This is a genomic window from Shewanella loihica PV-4 (assembly GCF_000016065.1).
Classification (GTDB): Bacteria; Pseudomonadota; Gammaproteobacteria; order Enterobacterales; family Shewanellaceae; genus Shewanella; species Shewanella loihica.
The window spans coordinates 383,976-403,276 of sequence record NC_009092.1 but is presented as its reverse complement, the minus strand read 5'-3'; the positions used below and the strand labels follow the sequence as shown (position 1 = coordinate 403,276).

At 53.3% G+C, this 19,301-nt stretch carries 17 protein-coding genes; 6 read left to right on the top strand and 11 right to left on the bottom strand.

The window, feature by feature from the left end; translation table 11 throughout:
• Positions 1-72: 72 nt before the first annotated feature.
• From SHEW_RS01835 to SHEW_RS01805, 7 genes are all read right to left on the bottom strand, one after another.
• Positions 73-561: a nitrous oxide reductase accessory protein NosL gene (locus SHEW_RS01835; protein ID WP_011864160.1), complete on the bottom strand. Its 489-nt coding sequence runs from the start codon at positions 559-561 to the stop codon at positions 73-75.
• A 54-nt stretch (positions 562-615) separates the two neighbouring features.
• Positions 616-1,563: an NrfD/PsrC family molybdoenzyme membrane anchor subunit gene (nrfD, locus tag SHEW_RS01830; RefSeq protein WP_011864159.1), complete on the bottom strand. Its 948-nt coding sequence runs from the start codon at positions 1,561-1,563 to the stop codon at positions 616-618.
• Between the two features lie 2 nt (positions 1,564-1,565).
• Positions 1,566-2,270 (bottom strand): 4Fe-4S dicluster domain-containing protein, encoded by a 705-nt coding sequence (locus SHEW_RS01825; RefSeq protein ID WP_041406878.1) that lies wholly within the window; start codon positions 2,268-2,270, stop codon positions 1,566-1,568.
• A gap of 60 nt (positions 2,271-2,330) precedes the next feature.
• On the bottom strand, positions 2,331-3,023 hold the full coding sequence (locus tag SHEW_RS01820) for a tetratricopeptide repeat protein (protein WP_011864157.1): 693 nt from the start codon (positions 3,021-3,023) through the stop codon (positions 2,331-2,333).
• Positions 3,024-3,051: 28 nt separating this feature from the next.
• Complete coding sequence (locus SHEW_RS01815; protein WP_150099934.1) at positions 3,052-3,837, bottom strand: FKBP-type peptidyl-prolyl cis-trans isomerase; 786 nt, start codon at positions 3,835-3,837, stop codon at positions 3,052-3,054.
• A gap of 84 nt (positions 3,838-3,921) precedes the next feature.
• Positions 3,922-4,347, bottom strand: a complete 426-nt coding sequence (locus SHEW_RS01810; RefSeq protein ID WP_011864155.1) for a rhodanese-like domain-containing protein — start codon at positions 4,345-4,347, stop codon at positions 3,922-3,924.
• An 81-nt stretch (positions 4,348-4,428) separates the two neighbouring features.
• Complete coding sequence (locus SHEW_RS01805; RefSeq protein ID WP_011864154.1) at positions 4,429-6,468, bottom strand: cytochrome c3 family protein; 2,040 nt, start codon at positions 6,466-6,468, stop codon at positions 4,429-4,431.
• A 473-nt stretch (positions 6,469-6,941) separates the two neighbouring features.
• Between SHEW_RS01805 and SHEW_RS01800 the strand changes: the two genes are divergently transcribed.
• Genes SHEW_RS01800 through SHEW_RS01790 form a run of 3 tightly spaced genes read left to right on the top strand, consistent with a single transcriptional unit; the run spans position 6,942 to position 9,978 of the window.
• On the top strand, positions 6,942-8,897 hold the full coding sequence (locus SHEW_RS01800) for a heme lyase CcmF/NrfE family subunit (RefSeq protein WP_041406297.1): 1,956 nt from the start codon (positions 6,942-6,944) through the stop codon (positions 8,895-8,897).
• Between the two features lie 2 nt (positions 8,898-8,899).
• Positions 8,900-9,346, top strand: coding sequence for a cytochrome c-type biogenesis protein (locus SHEW_RS20290; protein WP_011864152.1), 447 nt, complete (start codon positions 8,900-8,902; stop codon positions 9,344-9,346).
• Positions 9,343-9,978, top strand: a complete 636-nt coding sequence (locus tag SHEW_RS01790) for a TlpA family protein disulfide reductase (RefSeq protein WP_011864151.1) — start codon at positions 9,343-9,345, stop codon at positions 9,976-9,978. Before SHEW_RS20290 ends, SHEW_RS01790 begins: the two co-directional genes overlap by 4 nt.
• A gap of 125 nt (positions 9,979-10,103) precedes the next feature.
• Here SHEW_RS01790 and nhaC read toward each other — a convergent pair whose 3' ends face one another.
• Positions 10,104-11,624 (bottom strand): Na+/H+ antiporter NhaC, encoded by a 1,521-nt coding sequence (nhaC, locus tag SHEW_RS01785; RefSeq protein ID WP_011864150.1) that lies wholly within the window; start codon positions 11,622-11,624, stop codon positions 10,104-10,106.
• 417 nt (positions 11,625-12,041) lie between these two features.
• Between nhaC and SHEW_RS01780 the strand changes: the two genes are divergently transcribed.
• Both SHEW_RS01780 and SHEW_RS01775 read left to right on the top strand, forming a co-directional pair.
• The gene (locus SHEW_RS01780) at positions 12,042-12,620 is read left to right on the top strand and encodes a nucleoside triphosphate pyrophosphohydrolase family protein (RefSeq protein ID WP_011864149.1); all 579 of its coding nucleotides are present in this window, start codon (positions 12,042-12,044) and stop codon (positions 12,618-12,620) included.
• A 229-nt stretch (positions 12,621-12,849) separates the two neighbouring features.
• A complete protein-coding gene (locus SHEW_RS01775) occupies positions 12,850-13,386 on the top strand; it encodes a thioredoxin family protein (protein WP_011864148.1) in 537 nt (178 codons plus the stop codon).
• 50 nt (positions 13,387-13,436) lie between these two features.
• Here the strand turns inward: SHEW_RS01775 and SHEW_RS01770 are convergent, their stop codons facing one another.
• From SHEW_RS01770 to rhlB, 3 genes are all read right to left on the bottom strand, one after another.
• Positions 13,437-16,166, bottom strand: coding sequence for a TonB-dependent receptor domain-containing protein (locus SHEW_RS01770; RefSeq protein WP_011864147.1), 2,730 nt, complete (start codon positions 16,164-16,166; stop codon positions 13,437-13,439).
• A gap of 288 nt (positions 16,167-16,454) precedes the next feature.
• Positions 16,455-17,387 (bottom strand): Ppx/GppA phosphatase family protein, encoded by a 933-nt coding sequence (locus SHEW_RS01765; RefSeq protein ID WP_011864146.1) that lies wholly within the window; start codon positions 17,385-17,387, stop codon positions 16,455-16,457.
• Positions 17,387-18,694 carry an ATP-dependent RNA helicase RhlB gene (gene rhlB, locus SHEW_RS01760; RefSeq protein WP_011864145.1) on the bottom strand — a complete coding sequence of 436 codons (1,308 nt, stop codon included), beginning with the start codon at positions 18,692-18,694 and terminating at the stop codon, positions 17,387-17,389. The genes SHEW_RS01765 and rhlB overlap by 1 nt, the downstream gene beginning before the upstream one ends.
• Before the next feature lie 171 nt (positions 18,695-18,865).
• On the opposite strand from rhlB, the gene trxA reads away from it, so the two are divergent.
• Entirely contained in the window at positions 18,866-19,192 is a 327-nt protein-coding gene (gene trxA / locus SHEW_RS01755; RefSeq protein ID WP_011864144.1) for a thioredoxin TrxA, read from the top strand.
• The last annotated feature ends 109 nt before the right edge of the window (positions 19,193-19,301 follow it).

Sequence of the window (19,301 nt, the reverse complement as noted above, 5' to 3'; positions counted from 1 at the left end):
GCCAGGCACTGCCCTTGTCGTCGCCAAAGGCTAAATGACTGCCTGAACGACGGCCTAAGCATCAGGCGTTGCCTATTTTGCCGACAGCAGCTCAAGGGTGATCTCGTCATATTCGAATACCGCACCGCCATACTGCTGGGCGAAGGCCTCAGCCGCAGCCAGAGTGGAGAAAGGCGCCACGGCAACGCCCATCACCGCCTTGCGATTTGAGCCATATACATACCAGGCTTTGGTGGCATCGATAAAATGCTCATCCTCTGGATGCTGCCAATCGGTCGCCGCCATATCGTGTACCCAGAGCGCCTCGACCTGACGGCGATTCTCGGGCTGCAGGGCAAACATAAACATATCCCGGGTGGAGCAGAATTTGGGCTGCATCTCGTTACCCTTAAGATCCAGACTGCCCTTAGGGCCTGGGTATTGCTTCACCATCATGCCGCACATGTGGCAGCGCTCGTGGTTACCTATCACTAAGCCGTCGTGGTTATGGGTATCGCTCTCGGCGGCGCCACAACCCGAGATAAACAAGGCGCTGATAAAGATGAAGATAAAGGCTCTCATTATGACTCCTAAGCTGGAAATCAGCCCCTGTCACCCAGGGGCTGAGCAAGATGGTCAGATAGCAAAGTTCTGACCGGCGTAGAGGATAAACATCCGCAGGCACATCATGCCGCTCACGGCGCACAGGCCAGAGAGGTAGAAGGCCTGAGAGGAATGGCTAAAGCGCTCGCCGGTGGCGAAGTTCAACAGCAAAGGGCCGCCAAAACCCACACCCACGACACCCAGCCAGAACACCATGGACCAGCTGCCAGTGTGGAAGGCCTCGAAGGCGCTCTGAGCACCGGCGTTACCTGTCACCAGCGACATGATGATCATGAAGAGGAACAGGGCTTCGGCAAACATGATGGGCCACTCGGCGCCGTGCAGAATCTGCATGTCGCTGCTGTGTCTGTCTTCCTTAAACAGCCCCACCGCCAGCATCTTGGCCGCCGCGGCGCCGGCCGACAGGCCAGAGGCCACGAACAGGGCCGGCAACACAGAGGTGTTAATGATTGGGAAGCGGATGAGCGCCGAGATCAAGAAGCCCGTGTAGGCACATACCGCCAGCGCCAACACCAGCACCAGAGTCTCACTGCTACGACGCCAGGGTCTGAGCTTGTCGATCAAGGGTAGCAGCGGCGCCAGCATAGGCAGGCGACGTATCTCTTCCTCAAGCGCGAACAGGGCGATCAGGGCCACCAGCGGAATATAGGCTGACAGGGCGATCACCCCTACCGACATCACTGAGTTGAGGTTGTAGTAGACCAAGATGCGCCAGAAGAACAGCGGATTGGTCAAATCCAGCACCAGACAGAGCATGCCCAGGGCGATGGTGACGAAGGCGATCAGCGCCGATGCCTTGAGGAAAGGGGTATTGGCGCTCTGCTGCTTATAGAAGCGGATAAACAGGGCGACCGACAGCGCACCGCCCGAGATACCGGCGAAGAACAGGTAAACGGCGATGGGCCAAGGCCAGGCGACCCCTTCCGAGAGGCCCATGGTAAATTCGAGTGTTCCGTCCATCTCTATACCCCCAACTTAACGATAGGTATGTAACGTAGGCTCGGCTCCGTGCCCAAGTGGGCCTTGACCCGCACCGAATCCTTCACCGCCAGCAGGCGGCTCACATAGGAGTTGGGGTCATTGGCGTCGCCAAAGACCAGGGCGTCGTACCGACACTCCTGCACGCAGGCGGGCAGCTCTCCCTTGGCTAACTTGCTCTGCAGACAGAAGTCGCAGTTGTCGGCCACATCCGTCTCGCTGTTGATATAGCGGGCGTTGTAGGGACATGCGGCGATACAGTATTTACAGCCGGCGCACTTGCTGGCGTCCATGGTGACTATGCCCGTCTTAGGATCCCTATGGGCCGCGCCTGTGGGACACACAGACACACAGGGGGCGTTCTGACATTGCTGACAGGAGACCCGCACATACTTTCGCTGACAGTCACAGTCTGTCTTGCCGCAGTGCGGGCAAGCCTGCCCGGCAACGGCAGATGACTGCTGCTCCAGTAACACCCGCGAACGTCCCTCGGGCAGATTATTGGCCTTGTTACAGGCCTCCTTACAGCCGCCACACCCCACACATTTGTTTTGATCGAACACCATCACATAGTGCGGTGCAGCGTCTTGCGCTGTCTGCTCCTTAACGCTGCACCCCAAGGGTGCCAACATCAAAGAGCCGGCTCCTAAGCATTTCAGGAACCTCCGTCTCTCTATATTTTCACTCACAGCATCCTCCATCCGTCGGCACGCATGCCGACCTCATTGAATATTTCATTTTGGTGACTTTTACTCAGATGCAGTCACGGTACGGTTAGCCATCTTCTGCTCAGCGTTGACAATCGCACTGTTAATCGATGCTCGGTTTATGTTGGGGTTATCGCTGTCCAGTAACTGCCGCCAATGGACGATCGCTTGCTGAAAATCCTTGTTCAGATAAGCGTGGGTCGCCATCAGCAGCAATGACTGCACTTCCTCGGGGTCGAGCGCCAGCGCCTGGGATATCACGAGGGAGACCTCCAGGCTCATGGCGCGGTTATCACGGTAATAGAGCGCCGTCGCCTTCATGCCATACAGCTCGGCGTCGGGCGCTATTGCCAGTAATTTATCTAAGGTCTCTACCGCCTCGCTGTAGCGTCCCCCTTCGGCGTAGGCATTGGCCAGGTTAAGCAAGGCCAGTCGGTCTAGAGGCGTGTCATCCAAGATGCGCGCATTCTTGTTGATGTCGGCGGCGATCAAATAATCGATGTTCTCGTCGATCTGGCCGGTATGCCAGTCGTTGAAGCGGCCCAGCAGGCCATAGAGGGTAAGTGGTATCAGCAGTAGCATGCCTGTCACCACAATAGGTGTCAGGGTCTGCTTCCTAGCAGGGATGGTCGCATCGCCAGCCAGGGCGTTTTCCTCTTGGATGAAATAGTGGCGCCAGATGGGCGCAATAAAACAGACCAGGGTTACCGCCATGGCGAACACTAAACTAATCATAACAAGCACCTACTGCCGATAACCTAAACTAGTGGCCCATGCCCATCATGCCGCCCATGCCCATACCGCTAAGGCCCATGCCGTGGGCATTCTCTCCGGGTGCCTCCATCTTGAGCAGCTCGACATCGAAGATCAGGGTCGAGCCAGGCGGGATCACGCCCACCACCTCCTTGCCATAGGCCAGCTCGGCAGGAATGGTCAGGCGATAGGTAGAGCCAACATTCATCAGGGCGATCCCCTCTTTCCAGCCGTCGATCACCGACAGCAGGGCGAAACGGTTGGGCTCGTCGCGCTCATAAGAGTTATCAAATTCGGTGCCGTCCAGCAGCTTACCCACATAGTGCACTGTGACCACATCGGACTCGACCGGCTTAGGGCCGTCGCCCTGCTTGATCACCTCATATTGCAGACCCGATTCAGTCACCTTGACGCCAGGTTTGGCCTGGTTTGCCGCCAGGTAGGCCTGACCCTCGGCCTGATGCTTGCTGGCTAATGCCTCCAGCTTTGCGGCCTTGGCATTGTTGAGCCACTCCGCGCGGGCATTGAGGTGAGTCAGTATCTCTTCGTTGGACATCTTGCCCTCACCCTTGAGGGCGTCGATCACCCCCTGGATCACGGTATCGACCTTAATCTGGGCACCCAGGTCGACCTGGTTATAGATCTTGCCCGAGATGTAATGACCGACAGAGGCCCCCAATGCATAGGAGGCATCTTCGACCTCCTGGGGCGACTCGCTTGCCGCGGCAAAGAATGACCAGGTGCAGGCCAGGGCTAAGGTGGTGACACGACAAGATTTCAGTAGATTCGCTTTCATATTCACACTCTCAATCATCTATTGCTCAAAAGGTCTATTATTCAAAATGACTATTGTTCAAAAAATCAGGCAAGGCTTTGTTTGTTATGGTTTTTCAATACTTCTACCCGACAGGCGCCAGCCATAGATGCCATCGTGCATCTGCATCACATTGGTGTAGCCCAGCTTCATCACCTGATGAGCCGCTATCTCGCTGGCATTGCAGAGGCGATTGGCACAGTAAAACACCATGCGCGCCGCCTTATCCTCAGGCAGCAGGGTTTTCCAGTTATCGACATTGAAGTAGACGGCCCCAGGGATATAGCCCTCGGCCCACAGCTCCAATGTGTTGACGTCGAAGAAGTAGACATCTTTCTGAGCCAGCAGGGCCTCGGCCTCGGCCAGGCTGATGGTATGCAGGCTATGCTCGTATCTGTGCGCCGGTGCCATCTCGGCGCCGCCGCCCGCCAGGCTGCACAGCGGGGTTAGTCCCAGCAGCAGTGCCAGTGATAGCCCTAGTTTGGATTTCATCTTCTCTCTCCTCTAATACCCGGCGCCGGAAAGGCGCCGGGTGGTTAGTGATTGACCTAGATATCTCCAGGTGTCAGAGACTTAGTGGGCCTTGGCCGAATAGCCGCTGCCGTCTAAGATCTTCTGCGCCTGAGTCACATAGGTGAGGGCCGCATCGAGACGTTTCTGGCTATAACGGAAGCCATGGACACCCCAAGAGCCATCTTGCTTGATCAGATCCACTGTGGCCTGGGCCTTCTCGGCCAGCATCAGCACCTGAGTCTTGTCTTCGGTAGACAACTTGGTGACCTCGAGCAGCTGATCGATACGCACCAGCGCCTGCTCAACCTGACCGAAGACCTCTTTAATAGGCTTCTGCCACTTCATCACTTCACCGTAGATCTCCAGCTGATCCTTGTAGTGCAGGCCAGTCTCGAGTTCAGACTGGAACTGGCTATGACAACCCTTGTTTTCCACTACGTCGTGATCTGAGATAGAGGTGCGGGCACAAGACCACATGAGGTCCAGGTAGGTACGACCCTCTTCGTTCTTGGCCACTGTCCAGCCCTTGGCACCCTTAGGTCCTTGGATCCTTGGCTGACCTTCTGGCGGGTTGAGTGTCTTACGCTCAGGGTCGACATCGATCTTCCACATGTGCGACTTACGCACCGCATCGAAGCCAGCCTGATCGGGGAACTGCATCGCCTTGAAGTTTTCACAGCTACCCATGTTAGGCATGTGACAACTCTGGCAGGTCTGGTTGGCGTGGGTGTCTGTGTTGCTGGCAATCACAGTCTGCGCCTCGTGGCAGTCCTTACAGTCTGTCTTCAACTTAGGCTTGGTGATGCCTGACATCCAGGTACCGTCTGTAACCTCGTGAGGATCGTGACAGGTGGTACAACGCATCCCTTTCTCATAGTGCGCCGAGCCATACATCTGCGAGCCCTCGGTACCACAAGAAGGACAGAGCGACTTCATCTTCACGCCGAAGGCCAGCTCGGGCTTCTCCTGGGCGGCAGGGGTTTCGGCCATGGCAGGGTCGTACTGGAAGCGTTGGTGACAGCGTTCGCAGTTAGACTGCATGCCGCCGGTACCACCATCTAAGTGGCCGCCAGCGCCGTGACACTCTTCACAGGCGATCCCTTTACTGATGGTGTGTTCCTGCAGTTTCTTAGGATCGCCCAAGGCGTCGAAGTATTCCTGCTTGGTCTTAAAGTCGAACTTGAAAGTATGGCATACCTCACAGTAGGAGCTGGCGGGTTGAAACAGCATCTCCTTACGGTACTTGGCACCATAGGAGCTCATACCCCACTGGTGAGAGCCTGAACCGCCATAGGCTTCCAGGGTCGTTGGAAACTCAGGGATCACCGCATTGATCTTCTTGGCCATCTCGGGAGTCAGCCACTCGGCCCAGCCACGTGAGAACTGGTTAGCACCGGCCACCATCTTGCCCGTGCCATCCTTAAGCAAACCACCCTCGATATGGTATGAACCACGCACCAACCAGGCATCGATGAAGCCATACTTGGTTCTGGGCGTACCCACGGTCGCATAGATCACATCCGGCGTGATGCCGTCGGGTAGAATAGAGGTGTCCTTAGTGCCGTACATTGTCTTGTTGAGATCGTTATCCACCTCTGGGTGCTCCCCGGGGAAACGGATCGTCTTGGCGTGGCGTGAACGGCTCCACTTCTCATATTGAGTCGCGTGACACTCGGCGCACTTTTCCGGGCCGACGAAGTTGTTGGGATAATCCAGAATCGACTTGGCGCCAAGACGGTACTGGACCGCTCTGGGTTTGCCCGCCTTCTTGCTGTATTCGGGGCTGTGACCAGTATCCAGATACTCTTCACCCCGGTCGCTGATGTGGTAGTCGCCGACCAGATTGCCCGCTTCCTGATATTTGAACATAGGGTGGTTTTCAAACAGGAAATCAAACAGCTCGGCTTCTTGAACAATATAGTCTTGCAGGGTTTTAACACCATTAACCTGTTCCGTGCCCTGATAGTTTGCTATCGCCTCTTTGGCGGTCTTGCCCATCTCGGGCACGCTGTTGTATTTACCACCAGCGGCATTCACATTGGCAATGGCACCGAAACAAAATAGCGCACTTAAGGCTACCTTGTGTTTCCATCGTCTCATCATTCACTCCTAAATATTTTTAGTTTTATCTGTCTATGTTTAATTCCAAATCAGCTCATCCTTTTCGCTGGCGGGAATTAATTGGAATAAACCTAATCGTTAACCGAACGACTTATACAACTGAGCAATTTCAGTATTTTTCACAGACAAAGGAGAAAAAAGTTGAGCTGGCGCACACGGAGTTTTTCGTGAGTTATGAATAGATATAAAATCAATTTAAACAAAATCTTACGTTGTATTTATGTGTGATTTTTTAGTTTTAAAAGCGGCATTTTTAGATCTCAAAAAAGCTCAAGCGGCTTTTTGAGTTATGAAAAATATTGAGCGGGAAAACAGCTAAAAAAGACCCTGAGACAGCTCACAGAATACCCTTGGGAGTTCGCCTAAGGTGAGGCCAAAACAGAGACAGACCAGGCTTATCCATCACCAGCAAATAGATGAGTAGCTTGGTCCCCTTGGCTGAAGGCGAGACCATGACAGCGGAAATTGGCTTACTACTTCTTATTATCTCCTTGACCCTGTGTTTACTCACGGCCATGAGCCCTGTCATGCCTGCCTGCGGGGTCAAACTCAGGCTTAAGCCTTACCAGCCCCTCTTTATTCGCCTTAATAGCTTGGCGCAGGTGGCTAGCCTGTTTATCCTGGCCTATCTGTTTCTCAGCAACGATTTTTCCGTGGCCTATGTGGCCAACAATTCCAACACCCAGCTGGCCAGCCTCTATAAGCTAGCCGCCGTCTGGGGGGGTCACGAAGGCTCTATGCTGTTCTGGATTGGCGCCATGGGGATCTGGAGCTGCGTGCTCAGCCTCCAGCCCAACCACAAAGACCGGTTTTTTCACTACCTCCACGCCGTGCTGGGCGCCATTCAGGCCGGCCTAATCGCCTTCTTGCTCATAGGATCGAATCCCTTCGCCAGGCTTCTACCCGGCATCCCGGTGGAGGGGCGGGATCTCAATCCCATACTGCAGGACATAGGCTTAATTCTGCATCCGCCGCTACTCTTTATCGGCTATGTGGGACTGGCGGTCTGTTTCGCCGCAGCCATCGCCGCCCTGCTGGATAACAGTCAGCCGCTAAAGCAGCACTGCCGATTGATGCGCCCATGGGCGATACTGGCCTGGGCCATGTTGACCGGCGGCAACGCCTTCGGCTCCTGGTGGGCCTACAACGAGCTGGGCTGGGGCGGATGGTGGTTCTGGGACCCGGTGGAAAATGCCTCCTTTATTCCCTGGCTGGTCGCCACGGCGCTGATGCACTCATTAATCTTGGGCGAACGTCGAGACAGATTTCATGGCACCAGCCTGTTCCTGGCAATCTTAGGCTTCAGCCTCTGCCTGCTGGGCACCTTCCTGGTGCGCTCAGGTGTGGTGCAATCGGTTCACGCCTTCGCCGCCGATCCCCTGCGCGGTGGCGCCATGTTGACTTTGTTTGCCCTGGTCTCTATCTGCGGCTTTACCCTGCTGCTGCAGCGCCTCCCTAGCCTCTACCGACCGGTAAATAGCAATATGCTGAGCCGGGAAAGCCTGATGCAGCTGGGCAATCTCTTATTGCTGGTCGCCGCCATCTCCATCTTACTGGGCAGCTGCTATCCGCTGCTCTATGAGGTAGCAAGCGGTCAGAGCATCTCGGTGGGCGCCCCCTACTTTAATAGCCTCTTCATCCCGCTGACCTGGCTTATCTGTCTGGTCATGGGCGCCGCGCCTTTGATGCGCTGGCAAGTATCAAACCCTGGCATGCTAAGACAGTTAACGGCGCTGGCAGCTATCTGCCTGTTTATCGGCCTCACTCTCAATACTCTGCTGCTGAAAGAGTTTGCCGCCCACTTCCTGCTTGGTAGCTTCGCCTGCCTCTGGCTGCTCGGCTGTACTGGGCTCTATCTGCATAAACGCCTGGCGGCGTACACAGGCGCGGGGGATAACAGGCGCTGCTACGCCATGAGCTTTGCTCACCTGGGTGTGGCGCTGAGCATACTTGGGGCCACCTGCTCCAGCTATTTTCAGCAGGAGGAGCTACTCAGGATGGGGCCGGGTCAAGGCAAGGAGGTGGCGGGCTATACCTTTATCTACCGGGCGACCGAAACCGTTTCCCACACCAGCTACAGTGCACTTCAGGCAAAGATAGAGGTGAGAGACAGACGCGAGCAGCATCTTGCCTATCTCTATCCCCAGCGTCAGACCTTTAACAGCAACGCCATGCAGATCTCCGCCGCCGGGATCCATCGCAGCCTGTTTGCCGATCTCTATATCTCCATGGGCAATAGGCTGAGCGAGGAGGAGTTTCTGATCCGCATCAGCTACAAACCCCTGATTGGCTGGATCTGGATAGGCGGCCTCATCATGATGTTTGCCGGCCTGAGCCTGCTGCTGCCACGCAAGGTGCGCCGACTGTCTCGGGCGCCCTCGCCGCAACTGGCGGTGAAAGGAGCCTGAAGATGAAAGGATATTGGATATTACTCTTGCTCGCACTCGCCTGTTTCCTTGGACCGACTCGAGCACAAGCCCAAGTGCTAGCAGAAACAGGTGGAAGCCCTCAATGGCGCACGCCCGCTCAACTTAAGCATCAGGCGATAGCGATCGCATCTGGCCTGCGCTGCCCCATGTCCACCAATCAGAGCCTGCAGGACTCCCAGAGCCCGATCGCCAACGAGCTCAAGGCGGAGATCTATCTGCAGCTGGAGCAGGGCAAGACGAGCGATGAGATAGTCGACTTCATGGTGGTCCGCTACGGCGAGCGTATCCGCTATATGCCCAGCCTAAGTGCCGGCACCGCCCTGCTGTTCTTCGCGCCGCTGTGCCTGCTGGCTCTAGCGATATTCTGGTATTTCAGGCAGATAGCTGGCGCCGCATCCTTTAACACCTCTCAGGAAGATAGATCATGAGAAAACGACTAGTTGCCCTGCTAAAACTTGCCCTGCTCAGCCTCGCCCTGTCCGCTCTAAGTTTAATGACACCGACGAGCAACGCCCTGGCCGTGATGCCGAGCGCCAAGGTGTATGACACGGGAGAGAACCTGCCTAAGCCGGTGATCATGTCGCGCTTCGTGGAGATGACCAGCGCCCGGAAGGTCGATGAGGCGACCTTCGAGAGTCTGAGTGGTGACCAGGTCAAATTGAGCGACTACCGGGGCAAGCTGGTCTTAATCAATCTGTGGGCCACCTGGTGCGCCCCCTGCATCAAGGAGATCCCCATGATGGATAAGATAAGACGGGACAATCTCGACAAAGATCTTGTGGTGCTGCCCCTGTCCATCGACGAGGCCCATGATGAAGTGGGTGCCTTTCTGACTCGCCACCAGTTGGCGGGATATCCCACGCTGATTGACCCTCAGCGGCAGGTGGAAAAGATGCTGCCGGCCAACATAGTACCGGCCACCTACGCCTTCGACGGCGAAGGTAATTTAATTGGATTTTTAAGAGGTTATCTAGACTGGGGCGATAAGGCGGTACAGCCCTATCTGGAACGGCTCACCGCCAAATATGCCAAGCCGAACAAAGCACAACATCTTCATTAAGCAATGGCGCCCTTAGGCGCCACCCACCATCACTTTATTGCTCCCGCCCGGCACGACGCCAGTGATTTCGCCGGGCGGATTTTTTTATGCTTCTAACACCAAACAAAGCTGCTTGGGCGATAAAGCTAGGCCACGGCCTCCACGGCTTCACTCTCCGCCAGTCGCTCTATCTTGATGTCATAGTAGGCGTAGGCCGCGCTGACGAAAGGACAGATGAGGTTAAAGAAGGCGAAAGGCAGATAGGCGATGGTCGCCACGCCTAAGGTGCTGGCCATGTAGGCGCCGCAAGTATTCCAGGGCACCAACGGGCTGGTGATGGTGGCCGAATCTTCCAGTGCGCGGCTCAGGTTAACCGGCGCCAGACCATGCTTCTCATACTCGACTTTGAGCATACGACCCGGCAACAAGATGGCAATAAACTGATCGCCCGTGATCAAGTTGGCGCCGATACAGCTCGCCAGGGTGGTGATGATCAGGCTGCCGCTGGATTTCACCAGACGCAGCACCCCTTGCAACAGACGCTGCAGCAGACCTGTCTTTTCCATCACGCCGCCGAAGGCCATGGCGCATAGGATCAACCAGACGGTATTGACCATGCTGCTCATGCCACCGCGACTCAGCAGGCTGTCGAGTGTTTTGTCCCCTGTGTTGGCGGTGTAGCCATCGAACATGGCGACCCAGATCCCCTTCACCAGGGCGACCATAGTCGGCAGGCTGTCGTCGTTGACGAACTTGATCACCCCATCGAACTGAAACAGTGCCGCGCAGATGGCGCCGGCCAGGGTACCCAGAATCACGGTCGGGAAGGCGGGTAACTTCTTGTAGGCCAGCACTAACACCACCAGCAGGGGCAGTAGCAGATGCAGGCCGGGATGATACTGGGTCTCGATGCGTGCCATGGTCGCAGCCAGATCCGTCGCGACGCTGCTGCTGTCGCTGTTAAGGCCGATAAACAAAAAGCCTATCAGGGCAAGCAATATGCTCGGAGTCGTGGTCCACACCATGTGGCGAATATGGCCAAACAGCTCGCTGCCGGCAACCGCGGGCGCCAGGTTAGTGGTGTCTGACATGGGCGACATCTTGTCACCAAAATAAGCGCCGCTGATGATGGCGCCGGCGGTGATCTCGACGCTCAGCCCCATGGCACCGGCGACACCGATAAGGGCGATACCTAAGGTGCCGGCGACCGTCCAGGAGCTACCGATACTCAGGGCCACCACGGCGCACAGTAGGCAGGAGGCGGCGTAGAAATAATCTGGGTTTAAGATCTTCATACCATAGAAGATCATGGTCGGCACGGTTCCGGCCAAGATCCAGGTGCCGATCAGGGAGCCGACCGAAAACAGGATCAACAGAGCGCCTGTGGCCAGGGAGACACTCTTGACGATACCCGCCTCCATCTCCTTCCAGCTATAGCCGTTCTTCACCCCGATAACCAGAGTGATACAGGCCGCCATGATCAGGGCGATCTGGTTGGCGCCATAGGAGCTGTCGGACGAGAAGAGATACACAGAGGCCGTTAACATACAGACCAGGGCGATAATGGGGATCAGGGCATCTAGTAGCGTCGGCTGCTTGTGGCGTTTAGCCGACGCGGGACTCGAATCTCTGCCAGGCTGTTCTGGCGACTGCTGATGAGAGGTCATGGGTAATCCTTATTATAATTATGGGGTTTCCTATTCTTCTCCCCGGCGATCAAAGCAGCTATTTGAACTATGAATGGGCCGTTTCATCGCCAGACGGGTCAAACATAGTTACACATTTTTAACAATCCAGTCCAGACCGGACGGGCATATCGACACCATGAGACCATAGGGCTTATGCCCCATTAAGCGTACAAATTCACCAAGAGCGGCCTTTAGAGACTGGTTATGCAGGATATCCACATATATCCCTGGCTTTCGTCATGGGAAAAAAGTCACCCAGACAGCAGCCAATCCACTATTCTCGCGGTCCTGCGCCTCTAACCCAGCCGGTACCAGGGAGCTAACTTTCAATTAGCGACCGGTTAAATTAAAATTGCCGCCACGCATATAGACATTCAAGACCCATAAGGCCCACAGATGAAACTGACCGCACTCGATCAGACCCTTTACGACCACCTCTACCGTGACATCCACCAGTTCCGCTCCACCTTCGATCTGCCTATCGAAGATGAGACCAGCCTGGATGAGCAGGCCGATACCCTGCACACCTCGCTCGCCATCGAGGAGTTGACCGAGCTGGCCGAGGCCGATAGCCGTGTCGAACAGGCCGATGCCATCGTCGATTCTGTCTATGTACTCATGGGCCGCCTGGTGCATCTCGGCGCCACACAGATGAATGATCGCCTGGAGATCAGCTATGTGATCGATCTACTGCTGCATGTCGCCAAGAACCGCGACATCGACTTCGTCCGCTGCTGGGACGAGGTGCATTCGAGCAACATGAGCAAGGTCTGCCGTAACGAGCAGGAACTGGAAGAGACCATAGCCCACTATGCCAAGCAGGGCGTGGAGATCGTCGGCAGCCGCAAGGGCGACTTCATCATCGCCAAGTGCGCCAAGGATGTGGAGATGACCGGCAAGGTAGTACGCCAGGGCAAGGTGCTCAAGTCTGTCTACTATCGCCCAGCCGATCTGGCCAAGCTGGTCACCGCCTAATCAGCAATAGGCGGCTCGCAGGGTTAACACCTTGTTGCCGAGCGCAGAAAATTTCTGCAATTTAGCGACAAATGTGTGAAGCGCTGCGCTAAGCTATCGACCATGGCGTGATCCAGTTAACAGCTCGCCGCATTCGCGCTACTCTCGGTGCAACTTAGATGATTGAATAGCATCAGAATGAAATGAATTCTCAATTCTGGTTTTTGTCTACGGGCCTGAGGTACTATTTATGACCAATAATATTAAAGCATTACTTGCCACCACAGCGCTGTTCTTTAGCACTCAGGCACTGGCAAATAATGGCTGTGCATTCGATGAAAAGCAGGAAGGCTTTATCGCCACTTGCAGTGAGGAGAAACAAGAAGTGATACTGACCGGCGAAGTACAAGCCCAAACCTTAGTCACAGAGCTTGATGATTTCACCCAGGGCTATAAGAGCTACCAGGTCGACGAGGCCGCCATCGCGCCAATCAAGAAGCTGCAGACACCGACCGAGATTGTCGTCATCATAGGTACCTGGTGCCCAGATTGTCACCGTGAGACGCCGCGCTTCATCCGCATCATGGAAGCGACCAACAACCCGAACATCAAGGTGACCTACATAGGGGTGGATCGTAAGAAACTCGACCCAGAAGGCCTAGCGGCCAAGTATGACTTTACCCGCATCCCAACCTTCATCGTGAAGCAGGATGGCAAGGAGATAGGTCGTATCGTCGAGCGTCCAGAAACCTCTCTCGAGGTGAATCTGGCGAAGATCCTCGACTAAACCCGCACCAATAAAAAAGGCCGCAACTGCGGCCTTTTGCTCTATAAATATTAGAAAGACTGACGGAATCCAGCCCAATAGGTCCGTCCACGAATATCATACAAATTACCGTTGTATGTACCATCGTATTTGAACTTAGGATCTTCATCTGTAAGGTTAGTAACACCTAAGGAAATGCTATTGTTCCAAGGCAGAGTGTAGGTGTAAGTAAGGTTATGATAGAAAACAGAATCAACTTCATAAAGTTGCCCATCATCAGCGGTCTCACCAGCTTCGGCGTCCCAGCTTCCTTCTACTATATCCCAACTCTTTTGAGAGCCAATATAGTTACCAAAGTAACTCAGCGCGTGATCGCCAAAACTATAATCAGCGGTTAGATTTATTCTATGCGCAGGGGTATCTTCGCGACCGGCATAATCATCAGACAAGATCTGCGCACCTGCCTGCGAATAGGACGACTTATACTTTAAGAAATAAGACCAGCCCAAGCCAAATTTGAAGTCACCGTAGTCAGAACCAAAACCTGCGCCCAGTTTTACGTCTATCCCTTCTCGTTCACTCAATCCGACGTTAAGTTTCTGACTGACAACATAATCAATCTTACCGTTACCGATTTGGCTTATTGAGGTACCAGGATATACGCTAGAAACATCAGGGCGAGGTTCCCCATTGGCATCAGCAAGTTCCCATAGCTTTGCCTGAGTTCTTACGATTTCACTCGCATCAAGCTCTGATATGAGGTTAGTCGTTTCCAATGACCAATAGTCAACCGATAGGTTGATTTCGTCTGTCACTTCCCAAACCACACCAATATTGTAAGATTCTGACTCTTCAGGCTTTAACGCCTCATTGCCACCAGTTCGTGTTGCGCCATAATCCCAGCGATCACAAGTATCAATGTCTTCGCCTTCTTTGTAACAGTTGAGGTAATTCTTAATATAACCAAAGCCTTCAGAAGTGCCTTGATACAAGTCAGACAAGGTTGGAGCACGGAAACCTGTTCCCCAAGAGCCACGCAGTAATAGCGAGTCTATAACGTTATAACGAATAGAAACCTGAGGATTAAAGGTACCCCCAAAATCAGAATAATCATCGTAGCGACCAGCAAGGTTCAACTCTAGGCTGTCAATAATGGGCAGAACAACCTCGAAGTATGCCGCTTTAACATCACGCTCACCTGCACCACCTGAGCCACCATTGCCACCAACTATCTGACCTGCTTCGGCTAACGCATCTACTTTAGAGTCCAGTGTTTCTTCTCGATAAGAAGCACCGATATACATGCCTACATCTCCGGCTGGTAACTCAAATAAGTTAAAAGAAAGGCCGCCATTAACGTCCAAATAAGACGCTGACATGCGCTTATCATAGTTAGCCGTTGCCCCAGGAGGTAAGGCTGAGTTTGGATCTCGAGGGTCCCAACCTACGAAAGAGTTTGTATCTTCATCCCAATGACCAACAAGATCTGTCGTCGCCCCTTTTAATTGATAACCAGTTCCCCAAGTGTAGTTATCATATTTGTTGTAATTAACTGCGACATCCCAATCGAAATTCTCTGCTGAACCATCTAGTCCTATGAGGAAATCATAAATATTATCGTGATGCTCTGCGACCCTGTCGCCAGCCGTATCAAATCGATAATTCATTCCTGCGCTAGGATCTGCAACCAATTCGACAAGCTCTAACCCCTCCGGGGTCGTGTAGGCGGGCAACCCTTCGGGAATACTAATAGAAGCAGGTACAGGCGCAGAAATATCCTTTGTCTCATTTGACGCCCAATAGGCTCTCGCAGTTAATTCAATGCTATCGGTTAACTCGTATGAATAATGAATCAATGTATTATTTCGAGTTTGGCCAACGGACGTTGCGGCTGCTTGAGTGTAATCGTAAGCACATAGTGTATCCCCTGGATAATCACTATCAATCAAAGAGCCGATAAAGGCCTCGCCATAAACATCGGCACAGCTCTTATCGGAATTTGAAAACGGTGTTGAATAAACCCAACCGCCCGCATCACCTTGCGTGAGCACACGGCCAGTAGGACTGATATTGACCCAATCTTGATAGTCTTCAGGATTGCCACCTTCTTTGACAAAAGGTCTGGTATACCAGCGATCCTTCTGCATGATTTTTTGTGACTCATAATGCTCAACAGTAAAAACCAGATGTCCCTTCTCTGAATCTAGACCACCTGTGAACGACATGTTGGAAGAGTCCCCCCCCTCTTGGGTCGGTCTATCCATACGAGCATCAAATTGAATACCCTCGAAATCTTTCTTGAGAATAATATTAACTACACCGGCTATAGCATCAGTTCCATAAATAGCAGATGCGCCGTCGGTAAGAATCTCGATACGCTCTACCGCAGCCATTGGAATCGTATTGATATTAGCCGCACCACCATCCATTACTGGAGACTTAGCCATACGCTTACCATCTAACAAGGTTAGCGTATGAAAAGCAGAAGCTCCCTTAAGCTGCACTGTTGCTTGCGATCCCCACCCATTGTTAGAACCGCCGCCCCATGAGCCAAAGGCATTCAAATTAGAACTACGCAACGCATCACCCACTGTCGAAAAGCCCGATTTAGCCAGCTCATCTGCGGTAATGGTAGTGATAGGGCTAGCCCCTTCCATGTCAATGCGCTTTATTCGCGAGCCAGTCACTTCAATACGCTCAACAGTCTCATCACTATTGTCGGCCGCAAACGTCGGAACAGCTATCGCAGCTAAACCACCACAGGCCAAACTCACGTATTGAGCCAGTCTATTTAACTTCATTGTATTCTCCCTTCCTCATTATTTTTTATTAGCATCCGAGCCATAAATTTAGGTTTAAGTAGGTACAGAACTCAGACGCAACAAAAACATAACACAAAAGACATATTTTATACAATCTTCAATATACAAAAGATCTTCATGTAGAGATGCTGAGAAGAAGATGGCTAGCGAAATTAGATAAATATCTGAAAATATTTAGATAATTTAAATATTACTTAGCAAGAGGGAAGAAATTACGAACTTTAAGGGTGCCATCTAAATGCTGGCTATCGCCGATAAAAGGCAGAATTAGGCGGCCAAGACTCGCTGGGCAAGTTGATGCAGCACGCCTTCTCTCAGGGCGCCGCCGGAGAGATTGAGGGACTGAATGTCGAGCAGATTAAACAGGGCAGATAGTATGGCTAAGCCAGCGGCAAAGGTGGGCGCACGCTCGCTATGTAGGCCGCGAATGTCTCGCAGGCTCACATCTGTCTGTGCCAGCACCTCACCCCTGAGATCGGCTAGCACTGCCGGGGTAATGGTGGCGGAGACGCCGCGATCGTTGAGTAGCTCCACCACAGACTGTACAGTCCCCGAGGCGCCAACCACACAGTGCCAGCCATAATCGGTCAGCCGCCTGCGATAGTCACCCAGGGCGGTCTCGACCTGACTCTGGGCCGCATCGAAATCCAGTTGCTGAAATGGGAAGCTGTTGAAGAACTTATCCTTGAAGGTGACACAGCCCATGGGAAGGCTGGTCTTAAGCAGCACCTTATTGCCATCACCTATGATGAACTCGGTACTTGCGCCGCCGATATCGATCACCAGGCGTCGCCCCTCACCCACAGTGGTGGCGACCATGCCCTGATAGATAAGCTCAGCCTCTCGCAGGCCGGAGATGATCTCTATGGGTTGCCCCAGGATAGGTAATGCTGCCTCGCAGAAGGCGTCTGCGTTGCTGATACTGCGCAGCGTCGCCGTGGCGATGACGGCGATATTGTCACGACTCACCCCTTCGTGGTCCAGCATCTGCGAAAACATCTGCAGACAATCCAGGCCACGGTCGAACACCTCGGGGCAGAGCACACCATCTGCGCCTATCCCCTCGGCAAGGCGTACCTTGCGCTTATACTTGGCCACTACGGTCGGCTTGCCGGCACGGGTTTGCGCCACCAGCATATTGAAACTATTCGAGCCTAAGGTAATGGCCGCATACAAGGGACTGACGCCAGAGTGCTTCATTAACTGTGTCTACGGGTCCTGTCGTGGCGTCTTGGACGTGCACCCGGACGACCACCCTGTGGCTTACCACCACCGGAACGGCCTGTAGGACGTGGCGAGTGCTTACGATGAATGCGCACTGGTGGCGGAATATCATCGAGCAGCGCTTCGCTGTCGTAGTTAGTCACAGGAATACTATGTTGAATATAGTGCTCGATAGCTGGCAGATTCAGGGCGTACTCTTCACAAGCGAAACTGACAGAGACCCCTTTCTGACCCGCACGTCCGGTACGACCGATACGGTGTACATAGTCTTCACAGTCATCAGGCAGATCATAGTTATAGACATGGGACACGTCTGAGATATGCAGACCGCGCGCAGCAACGTCTGTAGCGACCAGGATATCCAGCTCGCCTTTGGTGAACTGCTCGAGAATGCGGATACGTTTCTTCTGCGGTACATCACCGGTAAGCAAACCAACACGGTGACCGTCACCCTCCAGGTGAGCCCAAAGGTTTTCACAGCTGTGCTTAGTGTTAGAGAACACGATCGCCTTCTCTGGCCAATCTTCTTCGATCAGAGTTAGCAGCAGACGCATCTTATCTTCCATCGATGGATAGAAGATCTCTTCGGTGATGTTCTTAGATGTCTTCTCGCTTGGCGCGATCTCGACCTTCTCGGGATCATTCATGTGATCGTAGGCCAGCTCCTGCACCTTCATCGACAGAGTCGCCGAGAACAGCATGTTCAAACGCTCGTTGGCGTCTGGCATACGTCTGAAGAGGAAGCGGATATCTTTGATGAAACCGAGATCGAACATGCGGTCGGCTTCGTCCAACACCACCGCCTGGATGGCGCTGAGGTTGATCACCCCCTGGCGCACATAATCTATGATACGACCAGTGGTACCGATCAGGATATCGACGCCCTTATCCAACACCTTGCGCTGCACTTCGTAGCTCTCGCCGCCGTAGACAATACCCACCTTAAGGCCGGTATGTTTCGCCAGCAGCTCCCCGTCCTTGGCGATCTGAATAGCCAGTTCGCGGGTCGGTGCCATCACTATGGCTCTGGGCTGATTGAGTTGACGTCCGTCGGGGATAGGTGTGGTTAGCAGATGATTGAAGGTGGCGACCAGAAAAGCCAGGGTTTTACCTGTACCCGTCTGCGCTTGGCCTGCGATATCTTTATGTTCGAGTAAAATCGGTAATGATAATGCCTGGATAGGCGTGCAATATTCAAAGCCGCTTTCGACTAGTGCCTGTTGTATCTCTGGATGCAGAGAAAAGTCGGCAAACTTTTGATTAGTTAAATGTGTTTCGCTCATAGCGCAAGCATACCAGTTAGGGTTGCAATAAGGAACTCGATCGTTTGAAATAACGGCTAATAAAAAAAGACCGTTGAAAGCCGCGAATAACTCTTGAAAAGCGAATTTCAGACCCAATATACAGGTTAAGCCATTAACAAACCAGCAATGGCACCCTAACTGGAGAACATCATGAGCGATAAAATTATTACCCTAAGCGACGACAGCTTTGAAAACGACGTTTTAAAATCAGACCTGCCAGTCCTCGTTGATTTCTGGGCAGAATGGTGCGGCCCTTGTAAAATGATCGCCCCAATCCTGGATGACGTTGCAGACGAATATGCCGGTAAGGTAACTATCGCTAAGCTAAACGTAGACCAAAACAACGCCTCTCCGGCTAAGTACGGCGTACGTGGCATTCCCACACTGCTTCTATTCAAGAATGGTGAGCTAGCCGACACTAAAGTAGGCGCCCTTTCTAAAACTCAACTTAAAGAGTTCATCGACGCACAACTATAATGCTTCGATCCCTATGACATTTTTGTCATAGAAAGTGATTCTCGACACAGCTTGGTCAAGTAATTGTGTCGAGGGTCGCTAAATTTCTAGACGCCCTGCTCCTATAGTG

Bases quoted from the DNA above. Each gene is read 5' to 3' on its own strand.
- SHEW_RS01780 (WP_011864149.1), top strand. From the start codon at position 12,042: ATGAAACTGACCGCACTCGATCAGACCCTTTACGACCACCTCTACCGT.
- SHEW_RS01835 (WP_011864160.1), bottom strand. From the start codon at position 561: ATGAGAGCCTTTATCTTCATCTTTATCAGCGCCTTGTTTATCTCGGGT.
- trxA (WP_011864144.1), top strand. From the start codon at position 18,866: ATGAGCGATAAAATTATTACCCTAAGCGACGACAGCTTTGAAAACGAC.
- SHEW_RS20290 (WP_011864152.1), top strand. From the start codon at position 8,900: ATGAAAGGATATTGGATATTACTCTTGCTCGCACTCGCCTGTTTCCTT.
- SHEW_RS01805 (WP_011864154.1), bottom strand. From the start codon at position 6,468: ATGAGACGATGGAAACACAAGGTAGCCTTAAGTGCGCTATTTTGTTTC.
- SHEW_RS01770 (WP_011864147.1), bottom strand. From the start codon at position 16,166: ATGAAGTTAAATAGACTGGCTCAATACGTGAGTTTGGCCTGTGGTGGT.
- SHEW_RS01815 (WP_150099934.1), bottom strand. From the start codon at position 3,837: ATGAAAGCGAATCTACTGAAATCTTGTCGTGTCACCACCTTAGCCCTG.
- rhlB (WP_011864145.1), bottom strand. From the start codon at position 18,694: ATGAGCGAAACACATTTAACTAATCAAAAGTTTGCCGACTTTTCTCTG.
- nrfD (WP_011864159.1), bottom strand. From the start codon at position 1,563: ATGGACGGAACACTCGAATTTACCATGGGCCTCTCGGAAGGGGTCGCC.
- SHEW_RS01820 (WP_011864157.1), bottom strand. From the start codon at position 3,023: ATGATTAGTTTAGTGTTCGCCATGGCGGTAACCCTGGTCTGTTTTATT.
- SHEW_RS01800 (WP_041406297.1), top strand. From the start codon at position 6,942: ATGACAGCGGAAATTGGCTTACTACTTCTTATTATCTCCTTGACCCTG.
- SHEW_RS01765 (WP_011864146.1), bottom strand. From the start codon at position 17,387: ATGAAGCACTCTGGCGTCAGTCCCTTGTATGCGGCCATTACCTTAGGC.
- nhaC (WP_011864150.1), bottom strand. From the start codon at position 11,624: ATGACCTCTCATCAGCAGTCGCCAGAACAGCCTGGCAGAGATTCGAGT.
- SHEW_RS01790 (WP_011864151.1), top strand. From the start codon at position 9,343: ATGAGAAAACGACTAGTTGCCCTGCTAAAACTTGCCCTGCTCAGCCTC.
- SHEW_RS01775 (WP_011864148.1), top strand. From the start codon at position 12,850: ATGACCAATAATATTAAAGCATTACTTGCCACCACAGCGCTGTTCTTT.
- SHEW_RS01810 (WP_011864155.1), bottom strand. From the start codon at position 4,347: ATGAAATCCAAACTAGGGCTATCACTGGCACTGCTGCTGGGACTAACC.